Annotated in this window: 19 protein-coding genes; 9 read left to right on the forward strand and 10 right to left on the reverse strand. The window is 61.3% G+C overall.

What is annotated here, in order from left to right:
* Positions 1-46: 46 nt before the first annotated feature.
* Complete coding sequence (locus HU737_RS03915; protein WP_225915575.1) at positions 47-610, reverse strand: hypothetical protein; 564 nt, start codon at positions 608-610, stop codon at positions 47-49.
* A gap of 371 nt (positions 611-981) precedes the next feature.
* On the opposite strand from HU737_RS03915, the gene HU737_RS03920 reads away from it, so the two are divergent.
* On the forward strand, positions 982-1,980 hold the full coding sequence (locus tag HU737_RS03920) for a sensor domain-containing diguanylate cyclase (RefSeq protein WP_186555928.1): 999 nt from the start codon (positions 982-984) through the stop codon (positions 1,978-1,980).
* Positions 1,981-2,038: 58 nt separating this feature from the next.
* Here the strand turns inward: HU737_RS03920 and lpdA are convergent, their stop codons facing one another.
* From lpdA to HU737_RS03940, 4 genes are read right to left on the reverse strand one after another with little or no spacing between them, the layout of a single operon-like run.
* Positions 2,039-3,418: a dihydrolipoyl dehydrogenase gene (gene lpdA / locus HU737_RS03925; RefSeq protein ID WP_186555929.1), complete on the reverse strand. Its 1,380-nt coding sequence runs from the start codon at positions 3,416-3,418 to the stop codon at positions 2,039-2,041.
* Positions 3,419-3,420: 2 nt separating this feature from the next.
* Positions 3,421-4,695 carry a dihydrolipoamide acetyltransferase family protein gene (locus tag HU737_RS03930; RefSeq protein ID WP_186555930.1) on the reverse strand — a complete coding sequence of 425 codons (1,275 nt, stop codon included), beginning with the start codon at positions 4,693-4,695 and terminating at the stop codon, positions 3,421-3,423.
* A complete protein-coding gene (locus tag HU737_RS03935; protein WP_186555931.1) occupies positions 4,696-5,754 on the reverse strand; it encodes an alpha-ketoacid dehydrogenase subunit beta in 1,059 nt (352 codons plus the stop codon).
* A gap of 1 nt (position 5,755) precedes the next feature.
* Positions 5,756-6,988: a 3-methyl-2-oxobutanoate dehydrogenase (2-methylpropanoyl-transferring) subunit alpha gene (locus HU737_RS03940; protein WP_186555932.1), complete on the reverse strand. Its 1,233-nt coding sequence runs from the start codon at positions 6,986-6,988 to the stop codon at positions 5,756-5,758.
* 197 nt (positions 6,989-7,185) lie between these two features.
* On the opposite strand from HU737_RS03940, the gene bkdR reads away from it, so the two are divergent.
* The 3 genes from bkdR to HU737_RS03955 all read left to right on the forward strand — a co-directional run bounded on the left by bkdR (position 7,186) and on the right by HU737_RS03955 (position 10,620).
* Complete coding sequence (gene bkdR / locus HU737_RS03945; RefSeq protein ID WP_027593063.1) at positions 7,186-7,671, forward strand: Bkd operon transcriptional regulator BkdR; 486 nt, start codon at positions 7,186-7,188, stop codon at positions 7,669-7,671.
* A gap of 247 nt (positions 7,672-7,918) precedes the next feature.
* A complete protein-coding gene (locus HU737_RS03950; protein ID WP_186556047.1) occupies positions 7,919-9,160 on the forward strand; it encodes a glutamine synthetase family protein in 1,242 nt (413 codons plus the stop codon).
* A gap of 128 nt (positions 9,161-9,288) precedes the next feature.
* Complete coding sequence (locus tag HU737_RS03955) at positions 9,289-10,620, forward strand: MFS transporter (RefSeq protein ID WP_186555933.1); 1,332 nt, start codon at positions 9,289-9,291, stop codon at positions 10,618-10,620.
* 60 nt (positions 10,621-10,680) lie between these two features.
* On the opposite strand, the gene HU737_RS03960 is transcribed toward HU737_RS03955, so the two are convergent.
* From HU737_RS03960 to flgA, 4 genes are all read right to left on the reverse strand, one after another.
* Complete coding sequence (locus tag HU737_RS03960) at positions 10,681-11,424, reverse strand: flagellar brake protein (RefSeq protein WP_186555934.1); 744 nt, start codon at positions 11,422-11,424, stop codon at positions 10,681-10,683.
* A gap of 80 nt (positions 11,425-11,504) precedes the next feature.
* Positions 11,505-11,972, reverse strand: coding sequence for a flagella synthesis protein FlgN (locus tag HU737_RS03965; RefSeq protein WP_186555935.1), 468 nt, complete (start codon positions 11,970-11,972; stop codon positions 11,505-11,507).
* Positions 11,973-12,019: 47 nt separating this feature from the next.
* Positions 12,020-12,334 carry a flagellar biosynthesis anti-sigma factor FlgM gene (gene flgM / locus HU737_RS03970; RefSeq protein WP_186555936.1) on the reverse strand — a complete coding sequence of 105 codons (315 nt, stop codon included), beginning with the start codon at positions 12,332-12,334 and terminating at the stop codon, positions 12,020-12,022.
* A gap of 152 nt (positions 12,335-12,486) precedes the next feature.
* Positions 12,487-13,239, reverse strand: a complete 753-nt coding sequence (flgA, locus tag HU737_RS03975; RefSeq protein WP_186555937.1) for a flagellar basal body P-ring formation chaperone FlgA — start codon at positions 13,237-13,239, stop codon at positions 12,487-12,489.
* A 65-nt stretch (positions 13,240-13,304) separates the two neighbouring features.
* On the opposite strand from flgA, the gene HU737_RS03980 reads away from it, so the two are divergent.
* Positions 13,305-14,234 (forward strand): chemotaxis protein CheV, encoded by a 930-nt coding sequence (locus tag HU737_RS03980; protein ID WP_186555938.1) that lies wholly within the window; start codon positions 13,305-13,307, stop codon positions 14,232-14,234.
* A 50-nt stretch (positions 14,235-14,284) separates the two neighbouring features.
* Complete coding sequence (gene cheR, locus HU737_RS03985; RefSeq protein WP_186555939.1) at positions 14,285-15,112, forward strand: protein-glutamate O-methyltransferase CheR; 828 nt, start codon at positions 14,285-14,287, stop codon at positions 15,110-15,112.
* A gap of 107 nt (positions 15,113-15,219) precedes the next feature.
* On the opposite strand, the gene HU737_RS03990 is transcribed toward cheR, so the two are convergent.
* Entirely contained in the window at positions 15,220-17,820 is a 2,601-nt protein-coding gene (locus HU737_RS03990) for an autotransporter family protein (RefSeq protein ID WP_225915658.1), read from the reverse strand.
* 361 nt (positions 17,821-18,181) lie between these two features.
* On the opposite strand from HU737_RS03990, the gene flgB reads away from it, so the two are divergent.
* Genes flgB through flgD form a run of 3 tightly spaced genes read left to right on the forward strand, consistent with a single transcriptional unit; the run spans position 18,182 to position 19,761 of the window.
* Positions 18,182-18,589 carry a flagellar basal body rod protein FlgB gene (gene flgB, locus HU737_RS03995; RefSeq protein ID WP_186555941.1) on the forward strand — a complete coding sequence of 136 codons (408 nt, stop codon included), beginning with the start codon at positions 18,182-18,184 and terminating at the stop codon, positions 18,587-18,589.
* A gap of 2 nt (positions 18,590-18,591) precedes the next feature.
* Positions 18,592-19,035, forward strand: a complete 444-nt coding sequence (gene flgC / locus HU737_RS04000; RefSeq protein ID WP_186555942.1) for a flagellar basal body rod protein FlgC — start codon at positions 18,592-18,594, stop codon at positions 19,033-19,035.
* Between the two features lie 15 nt (positions 19,036-19,050).
* A complete protein-coding gene (flgD, locus tag HU737_RS04005; protein WP_186555943.1) occupies positions 19,051-19,761 on the forward strand; it encodes a flagellar hook assembly protein FlgD in 711 nt (236 codons plus the stop codon).
* Positions 19,762-19,788 lie beyond the last annotated feature (27 nt).

A 19,788-nucleotide genomic window follows, 5' to 3' on the forward strand; every position in this document is an offset into this window, starting at 1 on the left:
ACGAGTAGGGGCGAGCGTATCCATTTTCGCTGCCCCGGCCAGCCTGTCAGCTGGCCATGACTTGCAGCTGATCCTTGCGTTGCTCGGCATTGTGCGCGGTCGCAGGATCTGCAGCAGGGTTGACTGCTGCCGCGCTCAAGGCCTGCTCTTGCAACTTGGCCTGCGTTTCGAGCTCGATGTCCTCTTTCAGTCGCTGGGCGATCTGCTCACCGATCTTCTGCTTTTGCTCGGGCGGCAGGGCTTCGAACTCCTCAGGGGTCAGGCCGAGCTCCGCAAGAATCTTCTCCTGGATCTTCTCCTCCGGAGTCTTGCTCATATAGTCGCGAAACTCCTGCAGCGCATTACTGCCGTCCTGCGTGCCGATACTGGCCTGCTGGCGGGCGCTGATATCAGGGTTTTGCAGCGCTACCTTGAGCTTGGCGAAGGCTTCCTCGCGAGCATCTTCAGCGTTTTGCTGCGAGGTGTTGGCTTGGCTGTTGTGCTGGCGGGTGGTGTTGGTTGCGACGGTCTGGCGTACCGGCATGACCTCGGCCAGCGCCTGTTCGTTGGTGATACGGCTTTGTGGCTGAACAGCATTCTGCCAGCCTAGCCCATTGAGGCTGATCATCATGACTCCTCCTTGGAGTATCAAAGGCAGGGCTTAAGAGGCAAAAGCTGTGCCAGCCTTAGGCTCTGTACGAAAAGCCTTGATACTTGTTCATGCTGCGTTGAAAACAGCCTCGGAATGCTCATTTACTCCAGTAAAGTCGAGCGCGACTCCGACCGTTCCTCGGCTGTTTTCGCCTTGCCTGACCGGCGTCTCAAGACTTTTCATACAGACCCTAGAAAACGGCTAAATAGCCCATCGGGAGTATTCCAGCCGCTACCCCGGTAGGAATATGCTTGCCACGCACAGGAACAGGATTGCCGCCAGCGGCAAAAGCAATGTTGCTCAGCAGCCCCGCGCAGGGGCGCAGTTGCTGGACACTACGGAGAGCGTCCATGAGTCAGGAATCAAGGCCGGTACCCGCCGGCTTCAGTGAACAGCAGTTGCACACGCTGTTTGAGCTGATCAGCGATGGTATCTGGGATTGGGACGCCAATAGCGGCTACGTCTATCGAAATCCTGGTTGGTACGCCATGTTGGGTTACCAGAGCCATTCGCTGGATAACAGCGTGCTGACCTGGGAAAGCGTGATCCACCCTGAAGATTATCCGCGGGTGATGGCGCACTTCGAGGCCTACATCAACCAGCGCAATGAACATTACCGGATCGAGTACCGCTGCCGCTGCCAGGATGGCAGTTACCTGTGGATCGAAGACAGCGGCCATATCATTGCCCACAACCCGGATGGCTCGGTGGCGCGCATGCTCGGTGCCCATCGCAACATCGATGCGGGCAAGCGCCTGGTGGCCGAACTCGAACAAAAAAACCATAGCCTGGAAGCCCAGGTCGCCGAACGCACCCGCGAGTTGTCCTGGGTCAACCAGCAACTGCAACGCCAGCTGGATGAAAACCGTGAACTGGCTGAACGCGATGCGTTGACCAGAATCGCCAACCGCTATCGGCTGGAAAAGGCCTTGCAGCAAGAATGTGAACGGGCGCGACGCTTTCGTCAGCCGTTTTCCCTGCTCGCGATGGACGTTGATGATTTCAAACCGATCAACGATCGCTATGGCCATGCCCGGGGCGATGCGGCATTGATCGAATTGGTCGAGTGCATTCGCCTGTGTTTGCGCGAGCAAGACCTGCTGGCCCGTTGGGGCGGTGATGAGTTTGCCGTGGTCTTGGCGCAAACGTCCTTGAATGAAGCGCTTGAGCTCGCTGCGAAGATTCGCCGGGCGCTGGAGCAGATCGAGCCGGTCGGCGATTGCCGCCTGACCCTCAGTTACGGTGTGGTGCAGTGCCAGCAAGGCGAAGACCCAGCTGGGCTGCTCGGGCGAGCCGATAAAGCCCTGTACCGCGCCAAGGCAGCAGGCAAGAACGTCATCAGCGAATAAAAAAAGACCCGCGGCGCAGCTAGCGCAGCGGGTCAAATCGGCCTTCGCCGCTTCAGTGTCAGATGTGCAGAGCCTGGCCCAGCGCCCTCAATGCGGTTTCCTGGACCGCTTCACCCAGGGTCGGGTGGGCGTGGATGGTGCCGGCGATGTCTTCCAGGCGAGCGCCCATTTCCAGCGATTGGGCAAATGCGGTCGACAGCTCCGAAACGGCTACGCCCACGGCTTGCCAGCCGAGGATCAAGTGGTTGTCGCGCCGAGCCACCACGCGCACGAAGCCCGTTTTCGATTCCAGGGTCATGGCCCGGCCGTTGGCCGCGAACGGGAACTGCGCGACGATGCAGTCCAGCCCTTGCTCGCTGGCCTGCTCCGGCGTCTTGCCGACCACCACCAGTTCCGGATCGGTGAAGCATACTGCGGCAATCGCGGTGGGCTCGAAGCGTCGCGTGTGGCCGGCGATCAACTCGGCGACCATCTCGCCCTGGGCCATGGCCCGATGGGCAAGCATGGGTTCGCCGGCCAAGTCGCCAATCGCCCAGACGTTGCGCATGCTGGTTTGGCAGCGCTCATCCACGGCCAGCGCAGCACCCTTCATCTGCAACCCCAGGCTTTCCAGGTTGAAGCCCTGGGTGCGCGGCCTGCGACCCACCGCCACCAGCACTTGGTCAGCTTCGACCCGCAGTTGCTGACCTTGGCCATCACGGGCCAGCAGGCAACCGTTTTCATAGCCCTCTACGCTGTGGCCCAGGTGCAGGCTGACGCCCAGCTTCTTCAGCGACTCGGCCACTGGGGCAGTCAGCTCAGCATCGTAAGTCGGCAAGATGCGCTCGCGCGCTTCCACCACGCTGACTTGAACGCCCAGCTTGCGGTAGGCGATGCCCAGTTCCAGGCCGATATAGCCACCGCCGACCACCACCAGATGCTTGGGCAGCGCCTTGGGTGCCAGTGCCTCGGTCGAGGAGATGATCGGCCCGCCGAGCGGCAGCATCGGCAATTCGACGCTGCTCGATCCTGTGGCCAGCAGCAAGTGATCGCACTGGATGCGCTGGCCATCGACTTCGACACTCTTGCCGTCGAGGATCTTCGCCCAGCCATGTATCACCGTCACGCCATTCTTTTTCAGCAAGGCCGCGACGCCGCTGGTCAGGCGGTCGACAATGCCGTCCTTCCAGGCCACGCTGCGGGTGATGTCCAGGCGCGGCGCAGAAACACTGATGCCCAACGCCGATTGCTCAGTGTGCTGGCAGGTCTGGTGAAACTGCTCGGCCACATGGATCAGCGCCTTGGACGGAATGCAGCCGATGTTCAGGCAGGTCCCGCCCAACGCCTGGCCTTCGACCAGCACGGTAGGGATGCCCAGTTGCCCGGCGCGGATGGCGGCGATGTAGCCACCAGGGCCGCCACCGATGATCAGCAGGGTCGTGTTGATAATCTGTTGCATGCTCACTCCACGAACAGGCAGGCGGGCTGTTCCAGCAGGCCGCGCACGGCCTGGATGAACAGGGCGGCATCCATGCCATCGACCACCCGGTGGTCGAACGAGCTGGACAGGTTCATCATCTTGCGCACGACGATCTGGCCGTCGATCACCACCGGCCGTTCGACCATGCGGTTGACGCCGACGATCGCCACTTCCGGAGTGTTGACCACCGGCGTGCTGACGATGCCGCCCAGGGCGCCCAGGCTGGTCAGGGTGATGGTCGAGCCGGACAGTTCTTCGCGGCTGGCCTTGTTGTTGCGCGCAGCGTGGGCCAGGCGAGTGATCTCGCTGGCGTTGCCCCACAGGTTGCCCGCCTCGGCGTGGCGCAGCACCGGCACCATCAGGCCGTTATCGCCCTGGGTGGCGATACCGACGTGGACCGCACCATGGCGGGTGATGACCTGGGCTTCGTCGTCGTAGGTGGCGTTGATCTGCGGGAAATCGCGCAGGGCCACGACCATGGCGCGTACCAGGAACGGCAACAGGGTCAGCTTGCCGCGGCTATCGCCGTACTTTTGGTTGAGCTGCTGGCGCAGCGCTTCCAGGGCGGTGACGTCGATCTCCTCGACATAGCTGAAATGCGCGACCCGGCGCTTGGCGTCCTGCATGCGCTGGGCGATCTTGCGGCGCAGGCCGATCACCGGCACCTGCTCGCTGTCGCTGCGTTTGGCGTAACCGCTGGGCGCTTGACCTGCGCTGCTGTGTGGCTTGCTCATGAAGCCATCGAGGTCTTCGTGCAGGATGCGTCCGGCAGGGCCGCTGCCATGTACATAACGCAGTTCGATACCGGCATCCAGCGCGCGCTTGCGCACAGCCGGGGAGGCCAGCGGTTTTTCATTGGCCTGGCGCGGCACGATAGGCGCCGCAGCAGCGCTACTGGCCGGCTGGCTGGCTACGGCGACTGGCTCGGGGCGCAGCTCAGGCGTGCTTGCAGCGGGCGCCGGGGCTGGCTGTTGCGCAGGCTTGGCCTGCGGTGCGTCGACGTGGTTGCCGCTGCCTTCGACTTCAATGCGGATCAGCTCGCTGCCCACCGCCATGACTTCGCCAGGCTGGCCGCCAAGGGCCAGGACCTTGCCACTGACCGGCGAGGGGATTTCCACCGTGGCCTTGTCGGTCATGACATCGGCGACTACCTGGTCCTCGGCGATCACATCGCCGACTTTGACGAACCATTCCACCAACTCGACCTGCGCGATGCCTTCACCGATGTCCGGCATCTTGATGACGTGCGTGCCCATTCAGACCTCCATGACCCGTTTCAATGCCGCACCTACCCGTGAAGGGCCTGGGAAGTAAGCCCATTCCTGCGCGTGAGGGTAGGGGGTGTCCCAACCGGTGACGCGCTCGATCGGCGCTTCGAGGTGATGGAAGCAGTGCTCTTGAACCAGCGATACCAGCTCGGCGCCAAAGCCGCAGGTGCGGGTGGCTTCGTGGACCACCACGCAGCGGCCGGTCTTTTTCACCGACTCGACAATGGTGTCCAGGTCCAGCGGCCACAGGCTACGCAGGTCGATGACTTCCGCGTCGACGCCGGTTTCCTCGGCAGCGACTTGCGACACGTACACGGTAGTGCCATAGGTCAGTACGGTAACGTCGTTGCCCGGGCGGGTGATCGCCGCCTTGTCCAGTGGCACCGTGTAGTAACCATCCGGTACTGCGCTCTGGGCGTGCTTGGACCACGGTGTAACCGGGCGGTCGTGGTGGCCGTCGAACGGGCCGTTGTACAGGCGTTTGGGTTCAAGGAAGATCACCGGGTCGTCGCATTCGATCGAGGCGATCAGCAGCCCTTTGGCGTCATATGGGTTGGAGGGCATCACGGTGCGCAGGCCGCACACTTGGGTGAACATCGCCTCTGGGCTCTGGCTGTGGGTCTGGCCACCATAAATGCCACCGCCACAGGGCATGCGCAGGGTCAGTGGCGAAATGAACTCGCCGGCTGAACGATAGCGCAGGCGGGCCATCTCCGAGACGATCTGGTCGGAGGCCGGGTAGAAGTAGTCGGCGAACTGGATTTCCACCACCGGCCGCAGGCCATAGGCGCCCATGCCCACGGCGGTACCGACGATGCCACTTTCGGAAATCGGCGCGTCGAACACTCGCGATTTGCCGTACTTGGTCTGCAAGCCTTCGGTGCAACGGAACACGCCGCCGAAGTAGCCGACGTCCTGGCCGTAGATCACCACATTGTCGTCGCGCTCAAGCATGACATCCATGGCCGAGCGCAGGGCCTGGATCATGGTCATGGTGGTGGTGGACATGGCGGTTTCCAGGTCGATGCTGTTGTTGTGATCGTTCATCTCAGACCCCCAGCTCTTGGCGCTGACGGCGCAGGTGTTCGGGCATTTCCTTGTACACGTCCTCGAACATCGAGGCGGCGCTTGGGATATGGCCATTGCTCAAGGTGCCGAACTGTTCGGCGTCTTTCTGGGCCTTGAGAATCTCGGCTTCGAACTCGGCAGTCACCGCTTGATGTTCTTCCTCGGACCACTGGCCGATCTGGATCAGGTGCTGCTTCAGGCGAGCGATCGGGTCGCCCAGCGGGAAGTGGCTCCAGTCATCGGCGGGGCGGTACTTGGACGGATCGTCGGAAGTCGAGTGTGGGCCGGCGCGGTAGGTGACCCACTCGATCAAAGTCGGCCCCAGGCCACGGCGGGCACGTTCAGCGGCCCAGCGCGAGGCGGCGTAGACGGCGATGAAGTCGTTGCCATCGACGCGCAGCGAAGCGATGCCACAACCTACGCCACGCCCGGCGAAGGTGGTCGACTCACCACCGGCAATGGCCTGGAAGGTGGAGATCGCCCACTGGTTGTTGACCACGTTGAGAATCACCGGCGCGCGGTAGACGTGGGCGAAGGTCAGGGCGGTGTGGAAGTCCGACTCGGCCGTGGCGCCGTCGCCGATCCAGGCCGAGGCGATCTTGGTGTCACCCTTGATCGCCGACGCCATGGCCCAGCCGACCGCCTGGACGAACTGGGTGGCCAGGTTGCCGCTGATGGTGAAGAAGCCGGCCTCGCGGACCGAATACATGATCGGCAACTGGCGGCCCTTGAGCGGGTCGCGGGTGTTCGACAGCAACTGGCAGATCATGTCCACCAGCGATACCTCGCGGGCCATCAGGATGCTCTGCTGGCGGTAGGTCGGGAAGCACATGTCGCTGCGGTTCAAGGCCAGTGCCTGACCGCTGCCAATGGCTTCCTCGCCCAGGCTCTGCATGTAGAAGGACATCTTCTTCTGGCGCTGGGCAACCACCATGCGACTGTCGAAGATGCGCGTCTTGAGCATGGCGCGCATGCCTTGGCGCAGCACCTGCGGGTCAATGTCCTCGGCCCACGGGCCGACGGCATTGCCGTTTTCATCCAAAACCCGGACCAGGCTCTTGGACAGGTCCGCCGTTTCGGCAGGCTCGACATCAATAGGGGGTTTACGTACCAGGCCTGCATCGTTCAGACGCAGGTAGGAAAAATCGGTCTGGCAGCCTGGCCGGCCGGTAGGCTCGGGCACATGCAAACGCAGGGGGGCGTACTCGTTCATGCTGTTTACGCTCGCTCGGATGTTGTTTTTGTGAGCTTTGAAGCGGTCGCCGCTGACTACTGGCTCGTGACTGGTAGGTCAGCGCTAATTACATGTTAGAGGGAGCTCAGGAGAATTTTTCTCTCAAGTTCATTGCGTTTGTCCTGAGGGGAAGATAAACATTCCGGATAAACACAAAAATCAGGTGATTTTGTCTCATGCGCAAACTCGATCGCACGGATATCGGCATTCTCAACAGCCTGCAGGAAAACGCCCGGATCACCAACGCGGAGCTGGCGCGCTCGGTGAACCTGTCACCGACGCCGTGTTTCAATCGGGTCAAGGCGATGGAGGAGTTGGGGGTGATTCGCCAGCAGGTGACCTTGCTCTCGCCCGAGGCGCTGGGGCTGGATGTGAATGTGTTCATCCATGTCAGCCTGGAGAAACAGGTCGAACAGTCGCTGCACCGCTTCGAGGAAGAGATCGCCGAGCGGCCTGAGGTAATGGAGTGCTACCTGATGACGGGCGATCCGGATTATCTGCTGCGGGTGCTATTGCCGAGCATTCAGGCGCTGGAGCGGTTTCTCGATTACCTGACGCGTTTGCCGGGGGTGGCCAACATTCGCTCCAGCTTTGCCCTCAAGCAGGTGCGCTACAAGACCGCCTTGCCGTTGCCGGCCAATGGCATGACCTTGCGTGAGTGATCTGAACCTTTGTCCGGGCGGCCAAACCACGACTGTTCACTAAACCCGCATGTATCCGCAATCAGCTGCTTGATATTTTAAACACCCCCAGCCTATGTTGTGCTTGTCGCCGTCCCCGGCATACAAAAACAACAAGGATAGAGTCATGACGACCGAAGCCCAGCGCGCCTTCGCCGAGCACCTCATGGGCATTGCTGAAATCGAGTGCGTAACCCCTGACCTCAATGGCGTCCCGCGCGGCAAAGTGATGACAGCCGAAGGTTTCCTCGAAGGCCGGCGCCTGCAAATGGCCCGTGGGGTACTGCTGCAATGCATCATGGGTGGTTACCCGGCCGCCACGTTCTACGGCAGCGACGACGGCGACCTGGCATTGGTCGCCGACCCCGCCCAGGTTCACCGCCTGCCCTGGAGCGACGAGGCGCGGGCTCTGGCCATCTGCGATGCCAACGAGCTCGATGGCGCCTCATCCGGGTTGTCGACCCGTGGCCAGTTGAAGGCAGTCATTGCCCGTTATGCTGCACTGGGCCTGGCGCCAGTGGTGGCCACCGAGCTCGAATTCTTTGTCTTCGCCCCTAATGGCGACCCTGGCCAGCCGTTCCAGCCGCCGCTGGGCACGGACGGTCGCCGCGAACTGGGTCATTCGGCGTTCAGCGTCAGCTCCAACAACGGCTTGCGCCCATTCTTCAATGAGGTATACCGCTGCATGGCCGCACTCGGCCTGCCGCGCGACACCTTCATGCACGAGATGGGCGTCAGCCAGTTCGAGATCAATCTGCTGCACGGCGACCCGCTGCTGTTGGCTGACCAGACGTTCCTGTTCAAGCACCTGCTCAAGGAAGTCGCGCTCAAGCATGGCCTGACCGTGGTGTGCATGGCCAAGCCATTGGCGAAAACCCCAGGCAGCTCGATGCACATCCATCAGAGCCTGGTCGAGATCGGCAGTGGGCGCAATGTCTTCAGTGATGCGGCAGGGCAGCCCACCGAGACCTTCCATCACTTCATCGGCGGCCTGCAGGCGTGCATGGCGGACTTCACCGCGTTGTTCGCGCCCAACGTCAATTCCTATCAGCGCCTGTGCCATCCCTACGCCTCGCCCAACAACGCCTGCTGGTCGCAAGACAACCGCGCCGCTGGCCTGCGCATCCCGGCCAGTTCGCCGTTGGCGCGTCGGGTCGAAAACCGCTTGCCCGGCGCCGACGCCAACCCCTACCTGGCGATCGCCGCCAGCCTGGGCGCCGGCTTGCATGGCATCGAGCAGCAGTTGCAGCCGACGCCGGCGATCCAGGGTGAATTCGAAGTGCCGGAGCACCTGAGCCTGCCCTGCACCCTGCATGCTGCGCTGGAGCGGCTCAAGCGCAGCACGCTGGCGCGGGAACTGTTCGGCAAGGAGTTCATCGAAGGCTATGTCGCGACCAAGACCCTGGAGCTGAGCGATTTCTTCGATGAGATCACCCCGTGGGAGCGCCGCGTGCTGGCGGCACAAGCCTGATCGCGACACAACTGACACTGGACACGTCCGGCATGAGTTTTTTCCGGGGTGGGGGCCTGCGCCGCCACGGATTTGCCCTTATGCTTGCCAGCACCCCCTCCACCTGACCAGGGAGCCCTTCGGGACGCATGCGACAGATCTGGAAGTCTTTTCGTTCGCTGTATTTCGCCGCCCTGATGATGCTGATCGGCTCGGGCCTGTTGAGTACCTACCTGGCCCTGCGCCTGGCTGCCGACCATGTCGACAGCCTGTGGGTCGGTGCGCTGATGGCGGCCAACTACTTCGGTCTGGCGCTGGGCGGCAAGATCGGTCACCGGCTGATCGGCCGGGTGGGTCATATTCGCGCCTATGCCACCTGCGCCGGCATCGTCGGCGCAGCGGTGCTGGGCCATGGCCTGACCGACTTGCTACCGGTATGGGTGGGCCTGCGGATGATCGTCGGCCTGGGGATGATGTGCCAGTACATGGTGATCGAGAGCTGGCTCAACGAGCAGGCCGACGCCAAGCAACGCGGTGCGGTGTTCAGTGGCTACATGATCGCCTCGTACCTGGGCCTGGTGCTCGGGCAGTTGATCCTGGTCGTGCACCCTGAGCTTGGCCCAGAGCTGTTGATGTTGGTCGCCATGTGCTTTGCCCTGTGCCTGGTGCCGGTGGCCATGACCCGGCGGATTCACCCGGCGCCCCTGCGTCCGGCGCCGATGGAGCCGAAGTTCTTCATCAAGCGAGTCCCGCAGTCGTTGAGTACGGTGCTCGGCTCGGGCCTGATCGTCGGTTCGTTCTATGGCCTGGCGCCGCTGTATGCCTCCAGCCAAGGCTTGAGCACCGAGCAGATCGGTCTGTTCATGGGCTGCTGCATCTTTGCCGGGCTGGTGGTGCAGTGGCCGCTGGGCTGGCTGTCTGATCGCTACGACCGTGCGGTGTTGATCCGCAGTGCGGCGGTGGGGCTGGCATTGGCGGCGGCGCCGCTGGCGATCTTGCCCAGTGTGCCGCTGGAGGTCCTGTTTGCCATTGGCTTTGTGATTTCCTTGCTGCAGTTCTGCCTGTATCCATTGGCGGTAGCGTTTTCCAACGACCACGTGGAGAGTGAACGGCGGGTCTCGCTGACCGCCATGCTGCTGGTGACCTATGGCGTGGGCGCTTGTATCGGGCCGTTGGCGGCGGGGGTGCTGATGAAGGTGCTGGGCCCGCAGATGCTGTATGCGTTCTTCTTGTTCTTCGCCTTGGTGCTGGTATGGCGCATTCGGCCTAAAGCGGTTACGGGCTTGCACCAGGTGCAGGACGCACCGCTGGGCCACGTGGCGATGCCGGCCGCTGGCTCGCCGCTGTCGGCAGCCCTCGACCCACGGGTCGATGAGCAGACGGTGCAAGACGTGATGCAGGCGCCGATTGCGGCGGAAGATACCGAGGATGAGCAGCAAGAGCAGGACATGCCTGCGGCGCAAGTCGACAAGCCGGCTTGAATCCTGCTGGCACAAATAGAGAAGCCACCCGAGGGTGGCTTTTTCATTTCTGCAGCAAAATCAATAATCGTCCTTGTCGAACCGCCGCGCCTCACGCTGCAGCTGGTAGACAAAACTCTCGATCTTGCGCTGCGCCTGACCATTGAGGTTATGGAAGCGCACACCGGCAAACGTCGTGTTGATCCGCTCTTCGTAATGCAGGTGACGCAACTCCACCATCACATCGTTCAGCCCCAGCGGGTTGGCTGCCTTGAAGCGCTCATACACCTGCCCCAGTTGCAGGCGCTCCTCGACGTTGCCGTCAAAGCGCATCTTGCAGCCGGTGGCGGAAATATCCAGCAGCTTGCCGCGCAGCGCGCCATTGCCCTTGAGGTGAGTGCCATCGAGCGTGACATCGACCAGCTGCGACAGCTTCAACGCAGCGCGGAAGGCATTACGCCGCTGGTGATAGGTCACTTCTTCCGGCAGTGGGCCGCGGTAGCTGCGGTGGCCGTCGATTTCGGTGATGGTCAGCGGGGTGTTGCATTCCCAGGCTATACGGACACCGTCGTGGAAGCCTTCGACGCGGAAGGGTTCGCCATTCTCGATGAATTTTTCGCCGTCGCGCGGGATCATCTCGTCCAGCGCCAAGGTGTTGCTGTCACGGTCCACATGCACCACGTAGCTCTGGAATCGCTGGCTGCGCTCATGGAAGGTGATGATCAGCGGATCGTGGCTATCCAGCAGCTGGCGCAGGTTGGCGGCAATCTCCAACGGAGTGCTCAGCACCTTAGGCGGCTGGGGAGCATCGGATTCATTGAACACGGGTTATCAATCTCCAGGCAAAAACAACACACGCAAGTAACGGCATTTTGCCAGTATGTTCCGTGCCTTGATAGAAATAATCACACTTGGCTGAGCGCCCGAGGCTTAGCCAGTGGCGAGGTCGCGCCACGGCTATCGTACAGCGACGGAGAATCGCCGCCGTTGAGGATTCTGATCTGGTTGGCCGTGACTTGCTGCTGCATCTGAATGATCCGGCCATTGGTCTCGTTGACCTGCTGGCAGGTGTCCATCAGTTGGGTCAGCACATCGAGTTGCTGCAAGATCAAGTCGCCATTTGGCGACTGCGCCGCGAGTGCCTGCACGCCGGCGCGATTGGCACTCAGGCCAAGGCTTGCGAGCAGGTTGTTGCGCCGCTGGCCCTGCTGTTCGAGCAATATGATCAACGACTGTTTGCGCGCCAGGATTTCTTCCAGCGCGACCATTTCCCGGCCATGCAGGGCCACTGCTTCGCTCTGTAGCAGCTCGAGCAGCTCCTGGGTAGGGGCGATGTCGTCTTCGATCAATTGCAGCAGGGTAGTATCGTGCATGGCTGGCTCTTGGCTTAAAGCGTCCTAGAAGTCAGCGCGACGAAGGGTCAGCGCTGAGCTTCGAAATCTAGCAGTTTGCTGGCGACCCGGCCGGCATCGACCTGGTAGCTGCCATCTGCGATTGCCTGCTTCAACTCGGCCACACGGGCACTGTTGACCACCGGCTGATCGCGCAGCTTGTCGCTGATCTTCTGCAACTGCTGGGCCTCTTGACTGAGGTGTACCGCTTCTCCGCTGACGCTGGAGCGCGCTGGCGCTTCACTGGCTTCGCCGGTTTTCTCGGCGTTGCCGGTCGCGGTAGTGCCGCGAACGCCGCCCGTAACGGACGGAGAGTTATTCAAACGACTGAAGTCGATGACCATGATCAGAAACCTCTGGGTATTTGGACGCTTGCCTTGTTTTCGGCCACCCCGAAAAAAACTTTAGGCACAAATGCATAGCCGCTTGTCAGCAAGCTCGCGCAACCCGTTTTCTGACACAGTTTAGGTAAAGCGGTTCCTTACCGCCAGCCCTGCTACATGGCCACCTCGACCTGCCCGGGTCCGGTGACCCGCGCCTTCACTACGCGTTTTGAGTTCAGATTGCGTACCCGGATCTGTTCGCTCAGGCCGCCCTTGCTCAGGGCTTCACCGGGCATGCGCACGCTCAGGCTGCCGCTGCGGGCGATGATCACCACGTGATCGCCCTTACGGATCACCTCGGCCTGTTCCAGGTGTTGCGGGGTCAAGACCTGATCAAGCACGGCCGGGCGCAACAGCTTCATGCCCAGCGCCTGGTCCAGGTCACTGAGAAAACCTTGGTTGAGTGTGCCGACGTCGCGTTCACGCAAGGCGACATCGCCTTCGCCCACCACACTCTCGCGCTTGAGTGGACGGACCATCACCACCACCTCACGGAACAGCTTGACCTGCGCCGGGACGAACACTGTCCACGGTGCGCTGCTGTCACAGCGCACACGCACCGTGACCCGACCCAGCGGCTGCGCTGGGCTTTCCAGTGAGGCGTCCAGCGCCTGGCTGCACAGCGGCATGCGCAGCCGTGGGTCGAGGGTGTTGACCTGGATCTCGTAACGCCCCGGGGTCTGGGTGGTGGCCAGGTAATCTTCGACGGTGAATTCAAGAAACCCTTGGGTGACACCGATAAGCTGTTCAGGCAAGGTTACTGTGTCCGCCAGCGCGCGAGTGCTGGGGGCGAGCAGGCACAACACGGCCAAGTGGCCGGCCAGCAGGCGCGTCAGTCGTCGGAAAAATGTCGTTTTCGTGTACATAGCGCTCAAAAAAGCAAAGCCCGTGCCGACTTTATAGGCAGGCAAAAAATGTAAAGGAGTCTGGCATGGCTGGTGTTATGGATTCGGTCAACCAGCGCACGCAGCTGGTTGGGCAGAATCGCCTGGAACTCTTGCTGTTCCGCCTCAATGGCGATCAGCTTTATGGCATCAACGTGTTCAAGGTCCGGGAGGTGCTGCAGTGCCCGGAATTGACCGTGTTGCCCAAGTCTCATCCGGTGGTACGCGGCGTTGCCAACATACGCGGGGCGACCATCCCAATTCTTGACCTGTCGATGGCTACCGGCTTGCCGGGCCTGAAGGAAGAAACCCGCAACAGCTTCGTGATCATCACCGAGTACAACACCAAGACCCAGGGCTTTCTGGTGCATTCGGTCGAACGCATCGTCAACATGAACTGGGAAGAGATTCATCCGCCACCCAAGGGCACCGGTCGCGACCATTACCTGACCGCGGTTACCCGGGTCGACAACCGCATGGTGGAAATCATCGACGTCGAGAAGGTGCTGGCCGAAGTGTCGCCGTCGTCCGAGTCGGTGTCTGCCGGCGTGGTCGATGCCGAGGTGCAGGACAAGGCGGTACTGCTGCGAGTGCTGACAGTCGACGATTCGTCGGTGGCGCGCAAGCAGGTCAGTCGCTGCCTGCAAACCGTCGGGGTCGAGGTGGTGGCGCTCAATGATGGCCGTCAGGCGTTGGATTACCTGCGTAAGCTGGTCGATGAGGGTAAGCGTCCGGAAGATGAGTTCCTGATGATGATCTCGGACATTGAAATGCCAGAAATGGATGGCTACACCCTTACCGCAGAGATTCGCAGCGATCCGCGCATGCAAAAATTGCACATCGTCCTGCATACTTCCCTGTCTGGGGTGTTCAACCAGGCCATGGTCAAGAAAGTCGGCGCCGACGACTTCCTGGCCAAGTTCAAGCCGGACGACCTTGCCCAACGGGTGGTCGACCGGATCAACGCGACGCATTGAAACGGCCGGGGCACGTCCCCGGCCCCAGCGATTGAAAAGAGGCGGCAGCATTGTCTACGGGTAATTTGGATTTCGAACAGTTCCGGGTCTTCCTGGAGAAAGCCTGTGGCATCCTGCTGGGCGAGAATAAGCAGTACCTGGTCTCCAGCCGTCTCAACAAGCTGATGGAGCAGCAGGGCATCAAGTCTCTGGGTGAGCTGGTGCAGCGCATTCAGAGCCAACCGCGAAGCGGCCTGCGTGAGCAGGTGGTCGACGCCATGACCACCAACGAAACCCTGTGGTTTCGCGATACCTATCCATTCGAAGTGCTCAAGAACAAAGTCATCCCTGAGTTCCTCAAGGGTAACCCTGGGCAGCGTCTGCGCATCTGGTCGGCGGCTTGCTCCTCCGGGCAGGAGCCGTACTCGCTGTCGATGGCCATCGACGAGTTCGAGCGCAGCAACCTTGGCCAGTTGAAAATGGGCGCGCAGATTGTCGCCACCGACCTATCCGGGGCGATGCTGACCAACTGCAAAAGTGGTGAATACGACAGCCTGGCGATTGCCCGTGGCCTCTCGCAAGAGCGTCTGCAGCGTTATTTCGACCCGAAAGGGCCGGGGCGCTGGGCGGTCAAGGCGCCGATTCGCAGCCGGGTCGAGTTCCGCTCGTTCAACCTGCTCGATAGTTACGCGAGCCTGGGCAAGTTCGATGTGGTGTTCTGCCGCAACGTGCTGATCTACTTCTCGGCTCAGGTCAAGAAGGACATCCTGCTGCGTATTCACAGCACGCTCAAGCCTGGCGGGTATCTGTTCCTGGGCGCTTCGGAGGCGCTCAACGGTTTGCCGGATCACTACCAGATGGTTCAGTGCAGTCCGGGGATCATCTATCAGGCCAAGTGATTGGCCCATGTAAAAAGGCCGGTGTCGCGAGACACCGGCCTTTTTGTTTTGCGTTGCTTGCACTGGGCTTATCGCCAGACAAGCCGCAGTGCTATCTCAGGGCAGGCTTAGAAGTCGTAGCGCACCTTGGCCGAGAACACGTCGGCATCAAAGCCCGACTTGCCGATGTAGTCGTAGTTCAGGCCCAGGGTCACCGCGCCCAGCTTGTAGTCCGCGCCCACACCCGCTTCATAGCTGTCACGCACGGCGCTGGCGCCATGGGTCACGAACGGCGTGTTGCCAAGCAGGAAGGTCGAAGTGCTGCTGGCCTCGTCGGCGGCAAAGTCGTGATAGGCCATCAGCTTGAACTGCGGCTCCAGGGTGCCGGCGCCCAGGTTGTAACTGCCCGCAACACGCACGCCGGCACCCAGCTCGATGGCTTCGTAACGCTGGTCCTCGACCTTCAGAGCTGCAGACGAGCCCTTCTCGCGGTAGCCGTCGATTTCCACGCGGCTGTAACGCGCAGCCAAGCGTGGCTCGACCAGCAACTGCGGGCTGATCCGGTAGGTGTAGCCACCGACCAGGTTCAGGCCGAGCAGGTCGCTGTCATAGTCAGCCTTGGCCTTGGTGCCAGCGATCTCGCGTTTGCCTTGGTTGTCGTTCAAGCCATAGGTCAAGCTGGCATCGACGAAGTAGTTGCCTTGCTCGAAGCCGCCATACAGGGTGAAGGCGTGGCTGTCGACTTCAGTCTGGTTGCCGCCTTTGCCGTTGACGTCGGTGTTGATGAAGCTATACGCCAGGCCCAGGGTGAGCTGGTCGTTGAGCTTGCCATCGGCGCCGACGGCGATACCGCGGCTGTAGGCGTTGTAACCGGCGATGCCGTCACGCTGACCTTGAGTGGCATCGCTGTACAGCGATTGCACCCACACGCCGGTCTCTTTGAAGGCTTCACCGGAAGAGGCGCCGCGCAGGCCGCTGGTGCGGCTACTGGTGACACTGCTGACCAGGCTTTGGCTGGTGGTGGCAGCCTGGGTGGCGCCGCCGTTGGTTTCCGGGGTCAGTTGCTCGGCGAGCTTGGCCAGCTCGGCGCCGCTGGCATTTGCCGCGGCGCGCAGCAGTGGATCGTTTTCGCCCAGCTTGCCCAGGATGCCGTCCTGGACCAGGGCGCCAAGCGAGCGCTTGTGGTTGTCCGAGCCACCATGCTGCTCAAGGATCTGGTCGATGCCTTGCTGGCTCTTGGTGGTGACCACCGCCACCACTTGATTGTCACGAATGACGCTGCTGTCGACATTGAGCAGGGCCGACGTGCTGGTGACGGCGATGGTGCCTTGTGGGTCGACATTCTCGCCGCTGGCATCGAGCACTTGCAGTTTGCCAGCCTCGATCAAGGTGTAGCTGCTGCCGTTGGCGCTGAAGTCGTTGCCGCGCGCGGCCAGTTTCAACTGGGCGCCTTGACCGAATTCGGCAGTGCCGCTGACCTGTACCACCGCCCGCGACGGATCGGTGTCGGCACCCAGGGTCAGGCCCAGTGCCGAGTTGCCCGCTACGTACAGGTTGCCGGCAATGCTGGTGTGCGCCGACTGCAGCGACAGCGTGGTGGCCAGGTTGTCGCTGGCCGAGCCGACATTGATCCAGCCGTTATCCTTCAGGCGAATGTTGGCGCCATCGGCGCTGCTGTCGGTGCCGGTGAACGAGGTGTCGCCCTCGACTTCGATGTTCGACAGGTCGATCAGGTTGCCGACGATGACGCTGCCTTTGCGCAGGATCAGCTCGACCGGGCGGTTAGCCTCGGAAGCGTCGATGGCTTCATCCTGGGAAATGATGCTGCCGCTGTTGTAGATGTTCAGGTCGCCGTGTTGCTGATACCAAGGCTGCAGACCAGGGCCATCGAAATCGACGTTGCCAATGGTGATCGCGGCGTCTTGGGCAATGATCTTGCCGGTGTTGAGCAGGTGGACACCGTCGGCGCTGCTCAGGCTGGCGCCATCGAGCATGATGCCGTTGGCATCTTCACCGGTGGCGATGATGGTGCCGTGGTTTTCGATGCCCGCCAGGTCAACCATGTCGCCGTACTTGCTGGTGGTGGCGTCGATGGCCGTGGCGCCATCGCCGCTGACTTCGATAGTGCCGAAGTTGATCAGCTTGCCCTTGATGGTGCCGCCTTCGAGGTTGATCCCGCGCGAGTCTTCACCTTTGGCGACGATGCGGCCGGTGCTGGCATTGACCAGGTCGCCTTCGATCAGCGAGGTGCCGGAGAAGTCCAGGGCACGGGCCACGTCGATTTCGCCATCGTCATCCAGCGGTTCGCCAATCGCTGCCAGCAAGCCTTGGTTGATTACGCTGCCGCCGATGTAGGCCGGATCGATCATCAGCGCGTTGGCGCCACCGCCCGTGGCGGTGATGCTGCCTTTGTTGATCACGTCGCCTTCGATGGTGTTGCGTGCCCAGCCCAGGTTGTCTTCCCAGCTGTCCATGTCGACGCCACCGGCAAAATCACCGGTGCTGTTAATGGTGCTGTTGAGGATCAGGTTGCCGGTGATGGTCGAGCCATTGAGCTCGATAGCGTCTTCGTCACTGCCGCCGGTATAGCTGCCAGTGAATTCGAGGTCGCCGTTATGGGTCTGGTGTTCGCTCTTGTAGCCGGCATTGGTCAGTTGCACGGTTTCGGCGAAGGCGGGCAGGGCGCTGGTGGTGATGGCCAGGGCCAGCAAGGTTTTGCGGAAGGTCAACGGAGCCACGGGTTCTTTCCTTGGAAAACAGTGGGAAAACAACGCGCATCCATGCGTGGCGTGAGACCTTCGATCCATAAGATAGTGGCCTCATGCCACATATCAGCGCGGTCGCGGATGCTAGCGTAATTGATGGCTAATTGACACTTTTGCCTGGCGTCAATTTTTTGCTTTGCCGCTTTTGCCGCTGATCGATTGCCGCTTGCCGCTGCGTGAGCGGAAGCAGTTTGCCGCTTTTCTGGCATGACGGCGTTGGTCGAGTTGGCCCAAGCCCAGGCTTTCCGGGCTTTTCCAAGATTGGCACAGGCCTTGCTATAGCTTGGCCAACGACACTCCGGTCAACCGTCGAAGGTTTCCAGACATGAGCATCAGTTTCGACAAGGCGCTTGGCATTCACGAAAAGGCTCTGAGCTTCCGCGCCCAGCGCGCTGAAGTGCTGGCCAACAACATTACCAACGCCGACACGCCCAACTTCAAAGCGCGCGACTTGGATTTCTCCTCGGTGCTGGCTGCCGAGGCCGACAAGCAGCAGAAGGGGCGTATTGCCCTGGACCGGACCAACACCCGGCATATCGAGGCCGAAGGCCTGGCCATGGCCGACGACACCCTGCAATACCGCACGCCGATGCAGCCGTCGATCGACCAGAACACCGTGGATGCCCAGATCGAGCAGGCCAACTATGCCGAAAACGCGATCGGTTTCCAGGCCAGCTTCACCATGCTCAACAGTAAATTCAAAGGGCTGGTATCGGCCCTGCGCGGAGAGTGACCATGTCCCTTGCCAACGTTTTCAATATCGCCGGTAGCGGCATGAGTGCGCAGAACACCCGCCTCAACACCGTGGCGTCGAACATCGCTAACGCCGAGACCGTGTCCTCGAGCATCGACCAGACCTACCGTGCGCGTCACCCAGTGTTCGCCACCACCTTCCAGCAGGCCCAGGGTGGCGTAGGCCAGTCGCTGTTCCAGGATCAGGGTGAAGCCGGTCAGGGTGTGCAGGTCATGGGCATCGTGGAAGATCAGAGCAACCTTGAAGCGCGCTACGAGCCGAATCATCCGGCGGCGAACAAGGACGGCTACGTCTACTACCCGAACGTCAACGTGGTTGAAGAGATGGCTGACATGATCTCCGCCAACCGTTCGTTCCAGACCAACGCCGAGCTGATGAACACTGCCAAGACCATGATGCAGAAAGTACTGACCCTGGGTCAGTGATAAGGAATCCGGACCATGGCAATCGATACTTCAAACGGTGTGAACCTCAACGATGTGATCTCGGCATCGGGCGTCAGCACCGGCACTAAAAAGACCACGACCGATACGGCGTCCAAGACCGGTACCGATAGCTTGGGCAAGGATGCGTTCCTGCAGCTGCTGGTTACCCAGATGCAGCACCAGAACCCGCTGGACCCACAGGAAAACGGCGAGTTCGTTGCCCAGCTGGCGCAGTTCAGCAGCCTGGAAGGCATCACCTCGTTGAACGAGTCGGTCAATACCATTACCAACTCGCTGGGCTCGTCCCAGGCCCTGCAGGCATCTTCGCTGGTCGGTCGCTCGGTGATCGTGCAGAACGACAAGGCGGTGGTCGACACGGCTGAGAGCTTCAATGCCCAGTTCGTTGTGCCGCAGGCCATCAGCGAAGCGAAGATCACCATCAAGGACAAGGACGGCAACACCGTCAAGACCATCGAGTTGGGCGAGCAGAAAGCCGGTTATGCCGACTTCATCTGGGATGGCACCAACGACAAGGGCGAGAAGGTCGATCCGGGTACCTATACCTTCACTGCCTCCACCACCGTGGAAGGCCAGTCGGTGCAGATGAACACCCTGCTGCCGGCCAAGGTAACCAGCGTCAGCTTCAGTGCCAATGGCGAGATGGTGCTCAACCTTGCAGGGGTGGGGAAAGTTTCCCTGTCCGACGTCCAAACCATCGGGATTTAAGGCCGACTAGAACGGCAAAAGGAGTAG

The sequence above is a fragment of the Pseudomonas urmiensis genome (genome assembly GCF_014268815.2).
In the GTDB taxonomy this organism is placed as follows: domain Bacteria; phylum Pseudomonadota; class Gammaproteobacteria; order Pseudomonadales; family Pseudomonadaceae; genus Aquipseudomonas; species Aquipseudomonas urmiensis.